This window comes from Hominifimenecus sp. rT4P-3, from assembly GCF_051055405.1.
Lineage (GTDB): Bacteria > Bacillota > Clostridia > Lachnospirales > Lachnospiraceae > Pseudolachnospira.
On the sequence record NZ_CP167068.1, the window covers coordinates 2,340,464 to 2,358,821 of the forward strand.

Consider the following 18,358-nt stretch of genomic DNA (forward strand, 5'->3'; position numbering starts at 1 on the left):
TTTAAAATCAAATTTTATACTAAAACAAGAAAGTATCTAGCAAACTAAATTTTGTTCGATTAGTTAATCAACATTATCTTTCCGCATATTCTAACTCACATAAAATTTCCATATCTGGTATCCCCCCTTCACAGAACACAATTCGGCTCGTGCTTCCGGATAATAATGTTCCTGCAGATATTGAAGCTTATCCTCTATGCTCAAATTATCCACCAGATATACATTTTCTTTAACCAAACTCTTCAAAGGATTTTCCAATCCATTTTTATTCAACAGTGTAATTGTGCTCGGCAAAGCCGTCATGATTCCTCCTAGATAGAGGGAATTATGGTAAAACCCAACCGGTAAACGAATCAATGGGTCATAATCCAGATATAACGTTTGTATTGTCGTCGAAAAATCAAAAAAATAAAAGTTATTCGGGTGTTCTTTTACTTCTTGGAGAAGCGCAGCATTTCCATCTTCTATCTTCACCTGGCGGCGATACCGTCTTCCGTCAAACCTCCAAGACTCATAGAAGACATCTTCTACAAAAGTTTTTCTCTCTTCCGAAGAAATACCCGCCGGCGGGCAGTCCGGAATATACATACAAACTTGTATCCCCGCCAAAACCGCTCCTAAAACTCGAAACACCCATTTTTTTACGTATTCCCGACGCAAAGAAGGTTTCCAATGAGCCTCATCGAAAAAATATAATGCGGCCAAAAATACGGAAAGAAAAACAGAATACTCGACGCGATAAACTACATGACCCCTAAGAACAAAATAGATCATATAAAAAATCCCAAGAACACCGCTTCCAATGACAAAAGGCCACAAGTGCTTTCCCCAAAAAACGGCCACGCCAAACAAGCAAAAGCACGCCCAGAACGCAGGATACCCCCAAAATTGCCGCCCCCACAGTCTCTTACATATATCCAAAACAGTTCTGCTTCCTGCCTGTTCATCCTCCGCAATAATAGAACCGGCCTCTTGCATTCTCTCCAGGGTAAAATAATCGGGATCCGCAAAATTCCATTTTCTCATCATCTGATAATCATTTTTCGAAATACCGGCCGCAAGAAACTCCGACTCCATAGACTCATATCCGCTGCTGGCACTGTCCACGACAAAAGAACGGGCTTGACTGTACGCCCGAAAATATCGATATTCTTCATCATTGCTATAAACCCAACTATCATACCCCTTCGCCGCAAACACAATTCCGATCAATATTACTCCGCCAAAAACGACCGGTAGGCAACTTTTAATCCATGCCTTTGTATCCTCACTCCGCTTTTTCAATTGAACAAATTCAAAAACAAGAATCCCCGTCAAAAACAGCCCGGCAATACCAATTACATCGAATCGGACTAAACTGCCTAAAACGACGAGAGCGCCACCCAAAAGGATACAACTCCATTTTTTTCTATCGGCGTTAAAAAAACCAGATAAAAATAAAAGACTTCCGGACATAACTGCTATCATAGCCGTCTTCGTAAACTGCACAACCAAATATAAGTCATTGGAAAATCCCACGATCAAAAGAGCAGACAGGGTAATAGCATAAGTTTTTCCGGCTCTCTGCAAGACAAAAAAAACAAGGGCCGTTAACGAAAAAAAACACAGCAGCAGCTGAAAAATCAAATACCAACTTATTTCAGGAAATAAATGGTAAAAAGGCAGGAGCATATATCCCCAGATCACATTAATAAAAAGCATATGAGGATCTGGCTCCGTACCAAATGCTCCGGACAAAATTCCCGCCATAATAAAATCATCTGATACTTCGTACTTTATTTGCCCAAAACTAACGGCCAACCCCAAAACAATCAGATTAAGGACAAAAGCAAATCGCAAATTCCGAGATCCTGTCCCCCAAAAAACGCTCCGGCTTTTTTGATTGTTTTTTTCCAAAATCGCTCCAATCCTCATCTACATTCGATTTCCATACATTTTCTCAAAATACTGTTCATATTCGCCGGACAAAATATGTTGCCACCACTCTTTATGTTCCAAATACCATCGGATCGTCTGCCGAATCCCCAATTCAAACGTATATTTAGGCTTCCATCCTAACTCCCGCTCCAATTTTTCCGGATTAATCGCATACCTGCGGTCATGGCCCGGACGGTCTGCCACAAATCGAATTAAACTTTCCGGTTTTTCTAAAATAGCCAAAATGGTCTTTACCACCTGCAAGTTTGTCCTCTCATTATGTCCGCCGACATTATACACTTCCCCTACTCGTCCCTTTCGGATAATCAAATCAATCGCTTCGCAATGATCCGACACATATAGCCAATCCCGGATATTCTCTCCTTTTCCATAGACTGGTAATTCCTCGTCTGCCAAGGCTCGGCTGATGATCAACGGTATCAACTTTTCAGGGAAATGATACGGGCCATAATTATTCGAACAACGGGAAATCGTCACCGGTAATCCATAAGTCCGATAATATGCTAAAACAAATAAATCTGCGCTGGCCTTAGAGCTGCTGTATGGGCTGGATGTGTGAAGCGGTGTTTCTTCTGTAAAAAACAAATCAGGGCGATCCAACGGCAAATCTCCATATACCTCATCCGTGGACACCTGGTGATAACGTTTCACACCATATTTTCTAGAAGCATCTAAAAGGACCTGCGTCCCAAGCACATTTGTTTTCACAAAAGCTTCTGGCTCTTCAATCGATCGATCCACATGGCTTTCCGCTGCAAAATTTACGACAATATCAAATCCTTCTTTCTCAAAAAGCTCCATGATAAATGGACGGTCAGAAATATCGCCTCGTACAAAATGGTAATTAGAACGCCCTTCCACTGGTTTTAAGGTTTCCAAATTCCCCGCATAAGTCAATAAATCCAGATTGACAATCTCATCCTCCGGATACTTTTCCACCATATAATGAACGAAGTTTCCCCCAATAAACCCCGCTCCCCCTGTAACAAGTATCTTCATAACAACCCCTCTTAAAAATTAATATAAAATTTTTCCCTCAGCCACCCTTTTTAAATGGAGCCCATAGGGTGATTTTCCATACCGCTCTGCCGCTTCTGCCAGCTGTTTTTCACTAATCCATTGATTAATATAAGCGATCTCTTCGGGTGCCGAGATTTCTATACCCTGCCGTTCCTGTATCATTCGGACAAAATCTGTAGCCTCTGCCAAACTATCCATCGTTCCTGTATCCAGCCAAGCAAATCCTCTTCCTAAAATTTGAACTTTCAGCTTCATCTGTTCCAAATACATGCGGTTTAAATCGGTAATTTCTAGCTCCCCTCTTAAAGACGGTTTCAATTTTTTGGCCATTTCCACCACATGAGAATCATAAAAATAAAGCCCAGTGATACAATAGTTTGACTTTGGATGTTCTGGTTTTTCTTCTATTGATACAGCATTTCCCTTAGAATCAAATTCTACTATTCCAAAACGTTCCGGATCATTGACATAGTATCCGAACACGGTAGCTACCCCCATTTTTGCAAAGCTAACGGCTTCCTTCAGCAGCTTCCGGAAACCACTTCCATAAAAAATATTATCGCCCAAAATCATCGCACAAGGCTCCTGCCCGATAAATTTCTCGCCTATGATAAAAGCCTGTGCCAATCCATCCGGCTTGGGCTGCACTGCGTAAGAAAGCTGAACCCCATACTGACTCCCATCTCCCAATAGCCGCTCAAAATTAGGCAGATCTTCTGGTGTAGAGATCAACAAAATATCCCGTATCCCCGCTAACATCAGCGTAGATAACGGATAATAAACCATCGGCTTATCATAAACTGGTAATAACTGCTTTGATGTTACCAGTGTCAACGGGTATAAACGAGTTCCCGCGCCCCCGGCCAAAATGATTCCTTTCACATCAAGTTCCTCCTTGGTAACCTATTGTTTTTCAGTATAACACAAAGGGTATATAAATTCAATTAAAACGTTTTTCACCAGACTTTACCGCCCCAATCTATTTTTCACTCTCAAAACCATCTCCTTCAACAATGGTTCCCCCCAAAGCCCTAAACATCCCATATAGCATCCCCAAAAAACTACTGCCGACCCCAAAAGAATCACTAAATTATTTTTGAAACAAATTACTGTCAGATAAGAAAGCCCGGCAGCTAAAACAGAAGCCGCAAAGATCTTCCTCCATGGAAGCCGCAAAAAAATCCTCCGCACGTCTCCCCCAACACAGCAAAACTGCACGGCAAAGACCGCCATCTCCGCCGCCAGGGTTCCGGCCGCCGCCCCGGCCGCCCCCATTTTAGGAATCAAAACAGCATTGAGAATCACATCTACCACCGCCCCGGCGCACTCAGAATAAAACACAATTTTTTCTCGTCCTAGTGGTACCAGCACCTGCAATCCGATAATATTTGTCAGGCCGATAAAAAATACCGTAGGCATAATCATCTGCATCGCAGGAACCGCCCCCTGGTAAGCAGGACCGGACAGCAGCAAAATTCCGCTTTCCGCAAAAAGAATAAAATAGACCGCAACCGGAAATCCAATCAGCACAACAAACTCCAGCGCTTTTTTCGTTACGCGCTCAAACTCCTCCTGAAATCCTCGCTGCACATAGTAAGATACTCTTGGAAGCAAAACAGCTCCCAAGGACGTTACCACACTGACCAACACTGATTTGATCTTGACCGCCGCATTATAAAGACCTACTTCCGCATCATTCTTCATAAATCCCAACATAACCGTATCCAAATTTGTATAAACAGTGGTGGCCACCGACATAGCAAAAAAGACTGCGACGGGCCGAAGATGGCGCCGGAGACAAAGTGGTTTTTGAGGGCGCAGAAAGATGTATTTTCTTAAACGCAGAAAGTTCAGCAAATTTGATCCCACACTGGCGAAAATCGTCAGGCCGCCATAGATCACATAGTCCTCTGGCTTGCGAATCATAAAAAACATAAAAATCAGGGCTGCCGCTTTAAAAATTAACGATCGTACTGTGATATACGTATACTGTTCCAGCCCTTTGTACATCCACTCTACGCCGATCACATTGAAACCAATAGTCAATCCTACCACCAGAAACAGGTTACGCTCCATCTGGAAACGTTCCACAAAAATAAGCGAAAGAAAAAACACGGCATATGCCAAAATTCCCATCAAAATATTCAGACATAAAATTTCCTGAACCGTTCGTGAAAGCTCTTTCTTATCATCGCGAACTCTAGCGCATGCACGGATACCATAGGTCGGTACTCCCAGCATAGCCGCCATGGAAAAATAGGATACCACGGAAACAGCAAAAGAAACCTTTCCAGTCCCCGCCGGCTGCAGCACACGCGAAACATACGGGAACGATAGCAGCGGAAAAATCATCGAGGAAACCGTTAAAATGCAATTCATAACAAAATTAAATGTGACCGATCTAGTTTTTTCCATCTCTACTCCTGATTCACATCTGTTTCCTCACAAAACTCGATCTCCGGATGAAACCAAATACCCTTCCAAAGACCACTCATCACATAGCGGCATTTCTTCCCTTTATTTTTTTGCGAATGGGCGAGAATCCGAAAGACAGTCTTTACCCCATACACAAAATAGAGAATTGCCGCGCCTTTCCCTTTTTTTCGTTCCACATAAAGACGGTTACGGAACAAAAGGCAATACCGGTCCAAACGATCGGATTCATCCTGAATAATATCCGTCGCAGCATTGGTTTTCATTTTGTGGACAACCTGGCTTCCCTGGACAAAATAACAAGGATATCTTCGGGAAATTCGCAAGGAATATTCCATGTCATCCGCCCAGATAAAAAATTGCCGGATTGGAAGGCCAACCTCCCTGATCACAGATGCCGGAAGAAAAAGGGAAACAAAAGACGCATATTCCACTCGCAGCATTCCCAAGGGCAGCCGATCAATATCTTCCCGCCACTTCTTACTGACTCCCGGTACATTCATTTCGCAGGGACTCCCATCCGTCCAGCGGACAAAACTGCTGAGAAAACCATAGTTTCCGGAAAGCAAATCCGATGTCTTCCAAATCTGCTCTAAAGCGTCCGATTTCGGTATCGTATCATCATCCATCATCCACAGATAAGAATATCCTCTTCGCACGCCTTCCCTCATCCCTTTAGAAAATCCGCCTGCTCCCCCAAGATTTGAGCCTGTATTGTAATACTGGACGCGGTCTCCCCGCTCATTCTTCAGCCATTCTCCAGTCCCGTCCGTGCTGGCATTGTCCACAACTAAAATATCGCAGGCCATAGTCTGTCGCTCTAAGCTTTCCAGACACTCCTTTAAAAGCTGTTTTCGGTTATAGGTTACAACCACTGCAAGTATTCTGCTCTCGTTCATTCTTCTTCCTCAATTTGATCCAAAAAAGCTTCCATCCGCTCCACCAGCCTGCCCAGATCGTACCCTTTTTCTCGGAGAAGCTCCGCATATCCCTGCCTCACGCTTGGAACAACTGTGCTTTCAATGGCGTCCGCCCAAGTAGAAACGCCGTCTGTCAAAGGCAGAAAGTGGAGCTCTCCGCTTAGGTTCGCATCCCTAGTAACCGCTTCCGATACCAGACAGGGTAGCCCCGACGCTTGGGCTTCCATCAGAACCATCGGAAATCCCTCATAAAGGGAAGGTAAAAGGAAAAGATCCATTCCATCCATATAGGTTGGAATATCTTTCTGGCTGCCCAACAGCAAAAAATCCTGCTTCAATCCCCTCTCGTTAATCAGCTCCGACATTTTTGAATAGAGCTCCCCCTCGCCAACATGCCAGAACACAAACGGGAACGCCCGCTTTTTTAATTCACAGGCAATTTCCAACAAATACAGCGGGTTTTTCACATCAGAAAGTCTACCGACTGTTCCCAGCACTACTTTTCCCTCCGCATGCAGACGATTTCTAATTTGTTTCCTTCGTTCTGAATTTGGCGTAAAACGTTCCGTTTCTATGCAATTTGGTATGACAGTAAAAGGACGATTTCCAAACATCCATCGTCCCGCATCAGGAGAACAGGCGAAAAAATAATTGATGTAGTGAGAAAGCCTGGGGAAGGCCAACGCCGAGAGGACACGATAGGAAAAAGATGGATTTAAAATCTTTGTACTGTGGGAGTGCAGAACACGGATGGGAACGCCCTTTGCCTTTGCAATCGCAAACACACTTAGATCCGTCAATCTGCGGCATCGCTGATAGCAAACCGCCAGAAAATGGTTTTCCGTAAACAGCGTTTCCAGATAAGCCCGGTAGGCAGCAACTCCCTTTCTTTTCTGTGGCGCAAAAAAAATCCTTCCGCCAAGCTCCTCGGCCTCTTCTGAAAAAGCCATAGTGGCATCCGTCGTCAGAAAATCAAACTGATACTTGGTTTTATCAAAACGGCGGTAAATATTCATGATAAAGGTTTCCATCCCGCCCGGATTACTCGTCAATCCTACAATTAAGATACGCCTTATTTCTCTCATCCAATCTCCTGCTTTTCGTATTCTGACCGCTCCGGCAAAATCTGTTCAAACGCTTGAATTAAACTTCTCTTTCTCTGCTCAAAATCCGGACATTCCCCCACATCATTGCAGCAAATCATTTTACAGGATTGCTTACGAATGATCTTCGGAGCTCTCCAGTCATCGGCACAGATATTATCGTAGACCCCTTGTAAAGATTTCGGTGAAAACGCACCGGACGCCAAAGCCCAATACCGCATCAGCCAGGCGCTGACGTCTCTCTCATTCCGAAACTTTCTCAGGCAGGTTTTATGCAAAATCTCCGGTTCCCGCTTCCAGATCTGCTCAAAAGTATCTTTTCGGAATGCCAGGGGAAGATGATCGTCGTGAAATCCTGTGAATTTTTTCCATGGACGTAAAAGAAAATTGCGTATACCGTCCGCCCCATTCTTCCATGTATAAATTTTCCTGCGATACTGCTTCAATGTATCACGCTTGCAAAAATGCGCGTTGATAATTTTTACATCATTAAAAATAATAGACTTGATTTTATCCTTCTCCGGTAAAATCGCTTCCATCAAAAAGCGGTCCCGTGGAAGCTCTCCGTCGAAAAAATCGTCTGGCTTTACCGTGTCAATCAAAAACATATCATCATTAAAATACACAAATTTCTCGCTCAATCCAGCGATCCGATGGATATTCAACTCAATCGGATTGGTATTAAAGGTGGGAAGGTATTCCGCCGGTATGAAATCTCGATGATTCACAATGTGGAGTTTGGGATGCTCTGTGTTCAGCCAGGGAGGGATATGTCCCCAGGTCACAAAATGGATTCGGTTCACCCAAGGAGCAAACTGTTCTACCCCCCGAAACCAAAACTGAAGGTTTCCCCATTCCCGGTAACGGGCGGCTCCCACATCCGAGCCGTCCTCTACTGCATATTGTTCCTTCTCTTTTTTCCAGGCTGGATCCGCCCCATCCACCCACAAAATAACAAAATCAATTTTGTTCTCCATCGTCTCTCTGCCACCTAGTATTTTTGATGAATATGAAACCGGCGGATCCGCCAGTCATAAAGCCGGCCAAATAGGGCCAACAAATGTACTCCTCCAAAAGAAGCCAACGCCATCAGCCGCGTTTCCATTTTGTTTTCTTTATCCTTCCAAATTTCCCACCGCAGCCGGCGAATCCGTCCGCCCAACTCCCGACGCTTCTCCCGGTACGCCTTTCCATAGGGCAAAAGACGCAAAATCTGCAGACAAGAAACAAACATTCTGGAATCTGCCGCCTTTTGCAGCTCCGGGTAATGTTCCCTTATAAATTCTTGTATCTCCTCGGATATCTCAATCAAATCCCACTTCCGGGCTTCAAAGTGAGAGTGCATGCTGCTTCCGGGTCTCTGCAAATAAAAATACTTCCGGGCAGGATGATAGGCCACGGTCCCGCAGGCATACCAACGATATACCACAGCCAAATCTTCGTACAGCCGGCCTTCCGGAAAAGGATTTTCCACAACAATCTGTCTCTCCAACAATTTCACACAAGGAAAATTTGTCATCACCTTCCGGTATAACATAGAATGCAGTGCTTCCTCCGCGCAAAAAGTACAAATCTGCCCCTCTTCTTCAAAAGAGCCCCTGTCCTCCGGTGAAAATACTTTCTGATAGCCGCAAGCCGCCATCCGGGCATTGGTCTGCTTCAGCAGGTGAAGGAGGAAGTCCAGGTAATCAGCCGAAATCCAGTCGTCTCCGTCGACAAATGCAATATATTCCCCAGAGGATTCCTGTACACCTCGGTTTCTGGCAACGGCAGCGCCATGATTCTCCTGATGAAATACCCGAATCCTGGAATCGTTTTGGGAATACTCATCACAAATTACGCCCGACTGGTCAACTGATCCGTCATCTATCAAAATCAATTCCCAGTTAGGATACGTTTGACATAGGACACTTTCTATCGCGCGCTTTAGATACGCATCCAGATTATACACCGGCATAATGACGGAAATCAATTCTACATCCGCGTCTTGCGCTTCACTCTCCATAAAAAGCCTCCACCGCCTCTTCCAACCTCTCCCAGGAATATTTTTTCTCTTCCTGTCTTATATTTTCCTTCCAATTGACTGTATCTTCTGACTCAAAAAAGCGAATCACAGACTCCGCCAATGATGCAGGATCTTTCGGCTCTGCTAAAAAACCCGTTTTTCCCTCTGTTATCACCTCCGGAAGCCCACCTACTCTTGTGGCAACCACTGGCTTTTGAAAGCCATAGGCAATCTGGATAATCCCGCTCTGGGTAGCCGATTCATAGGGAAGAACCACCAGATCACAGGCAGAAAAATACAACTCTACTTCTTGATCCGGAATATAACCATCCACAATTTTCACACAGGAATCCAAAGATTTCTCACAGACCAGCCTCTCATAGTCTCCTTTATCTCCGCCAAAATCCCCAACTACAAAAAGTCTGGTTCCTTCAACCTGGTTCACAATTTCCGGCATAGCCTGCAATAAATATTTTAACCCTTTATAAGGCCGAACAAAACCAAAAAACAGCAGGATGTGTTCCGTCTCGCCAATATGCAAAGCTTTTCTGGCAGATTCTTTTGAAATCCCTTGCATTCGAAATGCTTGAAAGGTAGGCAGCACCACTCTTTGGACAAACGCATTCGGACAAATTTCTTTTAAATTTTTTTCGTCCAACTGGGAATGAACCAAAAAATAATCTCCCCGCCGCAAAACTCTTTTTGTCAGCCAACGATCGAAAGGGAAGCGCTCATGGGGAAATACATTATGACAAACAAATAAAATCTTGCTCTTCCCTAACAGCCTACATAACAGCCAATCGCAAGGAGCAAAATACGGGTGCCACCACTGGATAATCACCAGCTCCGGAGATTCTTTTCGTACTTTTCTCGCGGTTTTCCAAATATTAAACGGGTTTGCCGTATTCAGCCAAAACTTTGTATCCTCAATTTTAAATTGGTCATTGCTAAAATCCTTTTGCTCTTTTTTAAAAAGGAATTTCGGATACTGCATTCGAAAAGAAACCATTGAAACATCATGATTTTTCCGAAGGACGCGGCACATCATCCCGGTATAATGTGAAATTCCGCCTTTAAAAGGATATACCGGGCCGATCATCACGATCTTCTTCCATCTCATACCACTGCCCTATTCCTTTCCGCAGGCTCCACGCCCCACGCTATCGTAAATCACGTCAGTGCCTTGAAATATCTCCGGCCGATAACAATTTCTTCCATCCAATACAATCGGATGGCGCATATGCGTTTGATAACACTGCGGAGAAAGCGTCTTTACTTCATTCCACTCCGTAAAGATCAAACATAAGTCTGCCTTCTCCAAGGCTTCTTCCGGCGTTTCGTAGTACTCAATCCCTTCCGGAAACCTCTCCTGGAACTTTTCTTCTCCCACTGGATCCCAGGCCTGAATCCTGCACTCTTCATCCAGCAAAATTGGAATATTCACCAGCGACGGCGCTTCCCGCAGGTCATCCGTACCAGGTTTAAAAGTTAGTCCCAGAACTGCCACCGTCAATCCCTTTAACTCTTTATAATATTTTCGTGCCTTCTTGATTAGGCGCAGTTTTTGATGGTCATTCACCTCGATCGCAGCCTTCACAGTTTTCATCTCATAATCATGAAAATTCGCCAGCCAGTGCAGCGCCTTAGTATCCTTCGGGAAACAAGACCCCCCATAGCCGATTCCCGCATGAAGAAACTTGCTTCCAATCCGCTCATCGTAGCCCATCCCAGCGGCTACATCCTCGATATCCGCTCCCACCAGCTCGCAAAGGTTGGCAATCTCATTGATATAGGAAATCTTCAAAGCCAAAAAATCATTGGACGCATACTTGATCATCTCCGCGCTTTTCCGGTTAGTCACTAAAACTGGCGCATCAAAGCCTTCGTACACTCGCATTAAAACCTCTTCGACGGCTTTCATCTCCGTACCAATCACAATCCGCGAAGGATATAACGTATCTCGAACCGCCGTCCCCTGCGCCAAAAACTCCGGATTGGAAGCCACGAAAATATTCACGGAATGAATCAAGTGCTCCCTCAAAAAAACTTCCAGCTTATCATTGGTTCCAATGGGCACGGTAGACTTGATCACTACCACACAGTCTTGTTCCACCGAAGCGGCAATCTGCTCGGCCACCTCGTAAACATATTTTAAGTTGGCGGATCCATCCCGCTTTTCCGGGGTTCCGACGCCAATAAAAATCACTTCCGCATCCCGATAAGCCCCAGAAAAATCCGTTGTAAAAGAAAGCCTGTCCTGATTTTTCTTCATCAACTCATCCAGGCCCTTTTCATAGATAGGGGAAATCCCCTGGCGCATCCGCTCTACTTTTTCCTTATCCACATCCACACAGACCACCGTATGTCCATGCTCCGCCAGACAAACCCCAGTCACCAAGCCGACATAGCCTGTCCCCGCTATCGCTATTTTCATTTTATCTCCCCAAAATCAGTCTTCTTCCTCCGCCAGCTCCTCCTGTCTCTCACATGCCCCGTCATAATCCAACTTCCGCACATGATACTGAATATCCTCCAGAAGCTTCCGGTTTGCCGCAATAATATCCGCCTGCAATCCCACCACGAAGGTTGATACTCCGGACAGCATCAGCGTGCTGGCTAAAATCAGCGACTGCACATGCCCGGCGCTGTCTCCACTGAACCAATAATACAAAAAACGGACTCCCACGGCAAAACCGCCCAGAAACAAAATCCCGCCAATGGTCGTAAAGCAAAGCAAAGGCCGGTACATCAAAAGCGCCCGCAGGATCGTCAGCATCGACTTCTTCACATATCCCAGCATGCTATTGAACAGCCGGGAAGGCCGCAGTTCCTCATTGGTCCGAATCGGCACGGAACTGATCGCCATCTTATTCCGCCCTGCTTGAACAATGGTTTCCAAAGTATACGTATACTCGTTTACCACATTCATCCGCATGGCCGCCTCTCTGCTGTAGGCCCGAAATCCACTGGGCGCGTCGGGGATATTCGTCTTCGACGCCTTCCGCACCACCCAGCTTCCAAAATGCTGCAGCTTCTTCTTTAACGGCGAAAAATGCTCCGTCGCGTCGATGGGCCGCTCGCCGATCACAATATCCGATTTTCCTTCCAGAATCGGCCGCACCAGCTTCTCGATGTCCGCGCCGCAGTACTGGTTGTCCGCATCCGTATTGACAATGATATCCGCCCCATTCCGAAGGCAGGCGTCCAATCCAGCCATAAAGCCTTTGGCAAGGCCCTTGTTCGTCTTGAAATTGACGACATAATTCACACCCCAGGCTTTCGCCACTTCCACCGTATTATCCTTGCTGCCGTCGTTGATAATCAAATATTCGATGGTATCGATCCCCTCGATTTTCTTCGGCAGAGCATCCAGCGCTATCCGCAGCGTTTCCGCTTCATTGTAGCACGGGATCTGTATGATTAATTTCATCGATCGCTCCTTCATTCTCGTTAACTGAAAATATTATCTTTTAAGTATATCTAAAATTTCCCAAAAGGTCAATTCTTCTTTCCCCTCGATGACACACCGCAAAACCAGAACCTCCTAACCCCATTCCATTATCCGATGGTATAACTCATCTCATGCCATTCTTCTCCGCCCCAAGTAGACTGAGCCATGCCCAGATCCACAAAGCCAAACTTCCGATACATCTCTACTCTCGATTCCAGACAGGTAAGAAGAAGGAGGCTCCTACCCCCTTCCTGTTCCCTTTGCACATAGCGGGAAACCAGTTCCCTGCCAAGCCCCTGCCCGCGGTATTCCGGCAGTACGGCCAATCCCAATAACATCACATTTTTCCCATTGGGATGATATAAGCTGGCATCCGTAAAGAACTCGTCCCGAAAAGTAGATTCATCCGTAGCAAGTCCATTTAGAAATCCCGCCAGCTTTCCCGTTTCTTTATCCACCGCCACCAAAAACAGTTCGGGCGCCGCCGCAATCCGCTCACTCATATGCTTCTTGGAACAGGCCTCGCTGGGTGGAAAACAAATCTGCTCGATTGCCGCCGCCTGCTCCACTTCATCCCCTGTGATAGTTCGAAATTCAAATTTTTCCAAAATCTCTTTGCCCATCAATTTCTCTTCCGGCCTCCCTAATTTTTTATCCATACTATCTCAAATCCTTTCGCATCCCCGCCATCGTCTCTTTCACCCGCTTTCGCACCGCCGGAAAGCAAAGCATACTAACGCCGCCATAAACCACGCCCATTCCAATGGTTAAGGCCGCGCCGAATCCCAAAAATCCGCTCCAACCTGCCGCAGCCACCGGCCAGACCGTTCCTGCCGCAGCCGCCAGGAAAAACACGGCAAAGTTCACCAGATACACCCGGTAAAACCGCCAAGTGCTTCGCTTTAGCAGCTTTTTGCTGACATACCAGATCATATCGTTGGTCCGGTACAAGAGAGCCGCCACCGTTCCAAGAAGCACCCCGTAAATCCCCCAGATTCCGACCAAAGCCAGACTGACCGCCAGATTGATCGCAGCCTCCGCCGCGGACCGAGACGCGGTCTTTCGGAAATGCCCCGCTACGTCGATGGTATTTTGCGCCGCCCGCCGGCAGCTGCTCAAAAGCTCGATTCCAACAAACAGAAGGGGAAGCCATTGCCCCCCATAAGATACATCCCGGACGCCATTGGTATATAAATCGATAAACGATGGATACAACAAATAAGTAACCGTCAGCAGCAAAAAGCTTGCCGCCGTATAAATCACGTCAAAGCAGTCCAAATATTCCTCGTACCGCTTCCGGTTCCGGCCATATTCCTGACCCAGAATAAAAAGAAAACTTTCACTGAACTGATAGGTCAGCTGGGAGATGGCAGAGACCACCATCTTGTAGACCGAATAGACGCTGACCACCTTCAGTCCGCAGACAATGGTCAAAATCAGCACGTCCGTGTTCTGGAAAATCAGCTGGGATACCTGATGAACCAGCACCGAATTTTTCTGCTCCACCGCCTTCCAATCCGGCTCCGCCGACAGGTTCAGCCACTGATAATGCTTTTGGATATACCAGATATAATACAGGGTCTGCACCAGGCTGGCCGCAAAGCCAAGCCCCATCACCGTCACAATCGGAAGGCCGAGCCAAACCCCAATCAGTTTTGCCAGACTGATCAAAACCTGCGCCAGGGTCTGTACATTGCTGATAATGTATTTCTTCCCTTCCGCCTGCAGCAGAATCTTATATTTTCCCTGATACCGGAAATTCAGTACATTTCCCAGGCCGGAAAATACGATCACCCCGATCATCTCCGGCACCGGTACCTCGCCCGCCATAAAATACGTGTAAATCCCGGCAAAAAGCGCGATTCCTACCAGATAAAAAACGCTGGCCCGGTCATAGTACCGCTTGGTCGCCGCCATAATCCGGCAGATCGACGCCCCATCCCCGTCCGCCACCGGCCGGTACAGAGCCTGCAGAGAGGCCGCTCCGATTCCGGCCTCCAGCAAAATAAAATAAGAAAAAATCTGATTGACCGAGTTTAACAGGCCATTCACTTCCGACCCATAGCCCAGGATAAAAAACCGCGGCAAAAGCAGGCCGATGCCAATGGTAACGACCTGTCCCAAAATCGAATAAAACAAATTTTTCACTCCGCGATCTCGATTCAACTGATTTCTCCATTTCCGATCAGATTTTCCGCGCCAAGTCTGCCAACCCTTCCAGCCGTTTCAGCCTCCAAAACTTCTCCCGGTAAATCCAATCCGCCTTCGTTCTCACCCGCCAGGACATCCGCTTCACATATTCGTTTTCCTTCCAGCAGGGAAATGCAGCCTGCATCGCATCCGCCGTCCGGGACGCCAAATCCGCTCTATCACAATGCAAATATCGCATTCCCCCTAGAAGCAGCACATGCAGCCACCACAAATATTCCACCTCAGCAGGAAAAGCCTTCTCCAACTCATGTTTCAGCCGGTCCGCCACAAGGAAAATACAGTCCATCTCCTTCTGGTACCCTTCCTGCCGCATGATCGATTCCACACTCTGCTCGTAATGATAAACCCGCTGCGGCGTGTAGCCAATCTTTTCCGCCCTCAGCGAAAGCAAAGGAATCGTCGCCAGGTCTTCATAGATCCACCCATCGGGAAACCGCAGCGCTTCCTGTCCTTCCTGCGGATCCCACAGGCTTTTTTTCATCCATTTATTCCAAGTACAAGGTCTCGTCAACAAAAATTCCTTCCGGGAAAGCGCTCCTTCCTTTCGCTGGGGCAGCGCCGCTTCCAGCGCGGAATAAGGTCTTGCCTCTCTCCCGCTTCGCTCCTCCCAGGCGTCAAACAGTAAAATCTCCCATCCTGACCGTTTGACCTTCCTCCAAAGCATGCCAAGACAGTTCTCCGAAAGCCAATCGTCACTGTCCACCCAGGTAATATATTCCCCGCGGGAGGCGGCAAGCCCAGCGTTCCTGGCCGCGGCCACCCCTCGGTTTTCCTGAAAAACCGCGATGATCTTTTCCGGATATTTCTTTTTATAATCCTCGATCACATGCCGGCTGCCATCGGTGGAACCATCGTCCACCAGAACGATCTCATACTCGTCCAAATCCTGATGCAGTAAGCTATCCACACAACGCCGGAGAGTCTTTTCCCGGTTAAAAACAGGAACCAGTATACTCAGCTTCATTCCTCGCTCCTTATCAAACGCTCCCACTGTTCCCTTGGAACCTGATTATCCAACTGCTGCGCCTCCGCTTTCTTTCGAAATTGCTCCAGAAGTTCCGGTTCCTTTAGAATCTTTCTCAGCCCCTTCTCAATCCCTTCCTCCGAGTTCTCACAGACCAGCCCGCACCCCGTCAGACCAATCAGCCGAGCTGAGGAAGTCGTCTCCGTGGTTAGAACTGGAAGTCCCAGCGTCTTCGCCTCGTCAAAGACCATGGGAGCCGCTTCATGAAAGGAGGGAAGAAATAAAGCGTCTGCCTGCCTCATATAGCAGTAAGGATTGTCCTTCATCCCCAGCAGATGAATCCTTTCTGAAAGTCCTGCTTCTCTAATTCCCGCTTGGAACTCTTCCAGGCAGGGTCCGTCGCCAATCACAAACCAATGCAGCCGCGGCTCCTCCGGCATTACTCGTTTCATGACCTTGAGAGCTCGCAGATGTCCTTTTTCTGGAGTAATGCGGGAGACGGAAACCAGATTACAATGTTCTTTTTCAAACTCTTCCGCCGACTCTTCCGCCAATTTTCGAATCAAACCATAATCCGTACAATTATAAACAATCTTTGTCCGCCCGGCCAAATCCGGCATCACCCGCAAAAATGCCTCCCGGCAGCCTCTGGACACACAGGCAATCCGGTCAAATTCCCGATAAACCTTCCGGTTTCCCCTGGTATTACCGCCATATTGTTCAAAATCGCAGTGTACAAAAGTTACCTTCTGCTTCGCCTTCACTTTTTGAAGCACATAAGCGTTGCAGCCAATAGCAAAAGCCCGACTGGAATTATCCTGGGCAAAAGCCACCGCCGTATCATAGCCGGAAAGCTCCGAAGTCGTAGAAAAAATCCACTTTCGCGGCAGCTGATTGCCAAACAACCGGCTCCAGATCACGAGAAATGCGCGAAGCGCCGCTTGCTTCTTCGACTGTTTCTGCACAATCGCCTGGGGCATCCCCAAAAGCGGCAGCAGCCCCTCCGACGGAAGAATCCGTACATCGGAAGGAATATCCTTTAAATATGGCCCCCAAGGGTAAAACAGCAGCAAATCCACCGCATAATCCCGGTGAATCTCCCGCAGCAAATTGACCAATGCTTTCGGAATTCCTCCATGATCGAGATTATTGCACACAAATAAGACTCGTTTCATGCTTCCTCCTCCATTGCCTCATCCGTCTTTGTTTCACACCGCTTTCATCCATCGAAATACCGCCGGCATCCCAGTCTTTACCACGTGCACCGCTCTTCCTAATGTCAAACATCCCCCTGTCCACCGCTTTCTCAAGCAGAATGCCAACGCCTTCCTTCCAAGTCCAGTTGGCAAGGCATCAGGAAGCAGCTCCCGGTACAGGCGGCTCTGATATACTTCCCTCAAAAACCGTACTCGGTCTTTGTGCTTCTTCTTCGCCCGGATATCCAGGTTCCGCTCCAACGCCGACAGGAGGTACCGCAGCCAGATATCCGCAATGCGTTTTCGGACATCCGGCGTATCCTCACCCCAATCCATTTGCTGATCGAGCAAGCCCTCCACCCGCTTCATGGCAAGCGGGTAATATTCCGGTAAATACCGCCTGGTTAGACTAACCTCTGCGCGCAGATTATAGTGAACCGGAGCCGTACCCAGGATATTTAAGGAAGACAGATTCTGGAAAAACATCAGATTAAACATAATGTCTTCGTTAAACGCCTGCACCGGAATCGGAACTCCCAGAGCCCGCCAGGCGTCGGCGCGGTAAGCCTTATTCCAAAAATATCCATACAGGCTTCTTGATTCCAGCAAAAGCACAGCCCGCCGAACCTGTTCCTTTGTACGAAGGATTCCCGCCGGCACCGTGATTTTTCTGCTTGTCACCAACTGTTCCACCCCGTCTCTGACATCCTCCGTCACGCCCCAGATCACGGCGTCCGCAGGACTCTCCTGGAGAGAGGCAGCCACCTGCTCCATCAAATCCCGGTCATAGGTATCGTCCGCATCCAAAAACATCAAATATTCGCCGCAGGCTTCCCCAATTCCAGCGTCTCTCGCCTTGGAAGCCCCGCCGTTTGGCTCCAGGGCGATCACGCGAACCCGCGCGTCCTGCTTGGCAAACCGTTCCGCAAGCAATAATCCCCGGTCCTTGGACCCATCGTCCACCAATAAAAGCTCATAATCGGAAAAAGTCTGCTCAAGAACGGAGCAGACAGCTTTTCGTAACGTTTTTTCCGCATTGTAAAAAGGAAGGATGACACTAAAAAGCGGCTTTTCCCCCATCTCTTGTCCTCCCATCGTCTCGTAACTCCAAAAAATA

General features: G+C 47.1%; 16 protein-coding genes. All 16 read right to left on the reverse strand.

Translation table 11 applies throughout. From position 1 onward, the window contains the following. Positions 1-90: 90 nt before the first annotated feature. On the reverse strand, positions 91-1,914 hold the full coding sequence (locus tag ACCC71_RS10790; RefSeq protein WP_434309631.1) for a hypothetical protein: 1,824 nt from the start codon (positions 1,912-1,914) through the stop codon (positions 91-93). Then, positions 1,915-2,937 carry a dTDP-glucose 4,6-dehydratase gene (gene rfbB, locus ACCC71_RS10795; RefSeq protein ID WP_434309632.1) on the reverse strand — a complete coding sequence of 341 codons (1,023 nt, stop codon included), beginning with the start codon at positions 2,935-2,937 and terminating at the stop codon, positions 1,915-1,917. An 18-nt stretch (positions 2,938-2,955) separates the two neighbouring features. Continuing rightward, a complete protein-coding gene (gene rfbA / locus ACCC71_RS10800; RefSeq protein ID WP_434309633.1) occupies positions 2,956-3,840 on the reverse strand; it encodes a glucose-1-phosphate thymidylyltransferase RfbA in 885 nt (294 codons plus the stop codon). Positions 3,841-3,924: 84 nt separating this feature from the next. After that, positions 3,925-5,373, reverse strand: a complete 1,449-nt coding sequence (locus ACCC71_RS10805) for an oligosaccharide flippase family protein (RefSeq protein WP_434309634.1) — start codon at positions 5,371-5,373, stop codon at positions 3,925-3,927. A 2-nt stretch (positions 5,374-5,375) separates the two neighbouring features. Then, a complete protein-coding gene (locus ACCC71_RS10810; protein ID WP_434309635.1) occupies positions 5,376-6,290 on the reverse strand; it encodes a glycosyltransferase family 2 protein in 915 nt (304 codons plus the stop codon). Further along, positions 6,287-7,396: a glycosyltransferase gene (locus ACCC71_RS10815; protein ID WP_434309636.1), complete on the reverse strand. Its 1,110-nt coding sequence runs from the start codon at positions 7,394-7,396 to the stop codon at positions 6,287-6,289. Before ACCC71_RS10815 ends, ACCC71_RS10810 begins: the two co-directional genes overlap by 4 nt. Continuing rightward, complete coding sequence (locus ACCC71_RS10820; protein ID WP_434309637.1) at positions 7,393-8,391, reverse strand: Stealth CR1 domain-containing protein; 999 nt, start codon at positions 8,389-8,391, stop codon at positions 7,393-7,395. Before ACCC71_RS10820 ends, ACCC71_RS10815 begins: the two co-directional genes overlap by 4 nt. Before the next feature lie 14 nt (positions 8,392-8,405). Next, on the reverse strand, positions 8,406-9,419 hold the full coding sequence (locus tag ACCC71_RS10825; RefSeq protein ID WP_434309638.1) for a glycosyltransferase family 2 protein: 1,014 nt from the start codon (positions 9,417-9,419) through the stop codon (positions 8,406-8,408). Further along, positions 9,409-10,539, reverse strand: a complete 1,131-nt coding sequence (locus tag ACCC71_RS10830; RefSeq protein ID WP_434309639.1) for a glycosyltransferase — start codon at positions 10,537-10,539, stop codon at positions 9,409-9,411. Before ACCC71_RS10830 ends, ACCC71_RS10825 begins: the two co-directional genes overlap by 11 nt. Before the next feature lie 9 nt (positions 10,540-10,548). Next, positions 10,549-11,853, reverse strand: a complete 1,305-nt coding sequence (locus tag ACCC71_RS10835) for a UDP-glucose dehydrogenase family protein (protein WP_434309640.1) — start codon at positions 11,851-11,853, stop codon at positions 10,549-10,551. A gap of 15 nt (positions 11,854-11,868) precedes the next feature. Beyond that, the gene (locus ACCC71_RS10840; RefSeq protein ID WP_434309641.1) at positions 11,869-12,849 is read right to left on the reverse strand and encodes a glycosyltransferase family 2 protein; all 981 of its coding nucleotides are present in this window, start codon (positions 12,847-12,849) and stop codon (positions 11,869-11,871) included. Positions 12,850-12,977: 128 nt separating this feature from the next. Further along, a complete protein-coding gene (locus ACCC71_RS10845; protein WP_434309642.1) occupies positions 12,978-13,529 on the reverse strand; it encodes a GNAT family N-acetyltransferase in 552 nt (183 codons plus the stop codon). A 1-nt stretch (position 13,530) separates the two neighbouring features. Next, positions 13,531-15,036, reverse strand: a complete 1,506-nt coding sequence (locus ACCC71_RS10850) for a lipopolysaccharide biosynthesis protein (RefSeq protein WP_434309643.1) — start codon at positions 15,034-15,036, stop codon at positions 13,531-13,533. A 19-nt stretch (positions 15,037-15,055) separates the two neighbouring features. Further along, the gene (locus tag ACCC71_RS10855) at positions 15,056-16,045 is read right to left on the reverse strand and encodes a glycosyltransferase family 2 protein (RefSeq protein WP_434309644.1); all 990 of its coding nucleotides are present in this window, start codon (positions 16,043-16,045) and stop codon (positions 15,056-15,058) included. Next, entirely contained in the window at positions 16,042-17,220 is a 1,179-nt protein-coding gene (locus tag ACCC71_RS10860; RefSeq protein WP_434309645.1) for a glycosyltransferase, read from the reverse strand. The genes ACCC71_RS10855 and ACCC71_RS10860 overlap by 4 nt, the downstream gene beginning before the upstream one ends. A 33-nt stretch (positions 17,221-17,253) precedes the next feature. Further along, on the reverse strand, positions 17,254-18,336 hold the full coding sequence (locus ACCC71_RS10865) for a glycosyltransferase family 2 protein (RefSeq protein ID WP_434309646.1): 1,083 nt from the start codon (positions 18,334-18,336) through the stop codon (positions 17,254-17,256). Between the last annotated feature and the right edge of the window lie 22 nt (positions 18,337-18,358).

What these genes read in the sequence shown, in the direction of transcription:
- ACCC71_RS10790 (WP_434309631.1), bottom strand. Translation starts at nt 1,914, where the DNA reads ATGAGGATTGGAGCGATTTTGGAAAAAAACAATCAAAAAAGCCGGAGC.
- rfbB (WP_434309632.1), bottom strand. Translation starts at nt 2,937, where the DNA reads ATGAAGATACTTGTTACAGGGGGAGCGGGGTTTATTGGGGGAAACTTC.
- ACCC71_RS10805 (WP_434309634.1), bottom strand. Translation starts at nt 5,373, where the DNA reads ATGGAAAAAACTAGATCGGTCACATTTAATTTTGTTATGAATTGCATT.
- ACCC71_RS10810 (WP_434309635.1), bottom strand. Translation starts at nt 6,290, where the DNA reads ATGAACGAGAGCAGAATACTTGCAGTGGTTGTAACCTATAACCGAAAA.
- ACCC71_RS10815 (WP_434309636.1), bottom strand. Translation starts at nt 7,396, where the DNA reads ATGAGAGAAATAAGGCGTATCTTAATTGTAGGATTGACGAGTAATCCG.
- ACCC71_RS10820 (WP_434309637.1), bottom strand. Translation starts at nt 8,391, where the DNA reads ATGGAGAACAAAATTGATTTTGTTATTTTGTGGGTGGATGGGGCGGAT.
- ACCC71_RS10825 (WP_434309638.1), bottom strand. Translation starts at nt 9,419, where the DNA reads ATGGAGAGTGAAGCGCAAGACGCGGATGTAGAATTGATTTCCGTCATT.
- ACCC71_RS10830 (WP_434309639.1), bottom strand. Translation starts at nt 10,539, where the DNA reads ATGAGATGGAAGAAGATCGTGATGATCGGCCCGGTATATCCTTTTAAA.
- ACCC71_RS10835 (WP_434309640.1), bottom strand. Translation starts at nt 11,853, where the DNA reads ATGAAAATAGCGATAGCGGGGACAGGCTATGTCGGCTTGGTGACTGGG.
- ACCC71_RS10840 (WP_434309641.1), bottom strand. Translation starts at nt 12,849, where the DNA reads ATGAAATTAATCATACAGATCCCGTGCTACAATGAAGCGGAAACGCTG.
- ACCC71_RS10845 (WP_434309642.1), bottom strand. Translation starts at nt 13,529, where the DNA reads ATGGATAAAAAATTAGGGAGGCCGGAAGAGAAATTGATGGGCAAAGAG.
- ACCC71_RS10855 (WP_434309644.1), bottom strand. Translation starts at nt 16,045, where the DNA reads ATGAAGCTGAGTATACTGGTTCCTGTTTTTAACCGGGAAAAGACTCTC.
- ACCC71_RS10860 (WP_434309645.1), bottom strand. Translation starts at nt 17,220, where the DNA reads ATGAAACGAGTCTTATTTGTGTGCAATAATCTCGATCATGGAGGAATT.
- ACCC71_RS10865 (WP_434309646.1), bottom strand. Translation starts at nt 18,336, where the DNA reads ATGGGAGGACAAGAGATGGGGGAAAAGCCGCTTTTTAGTGTCATCCTT.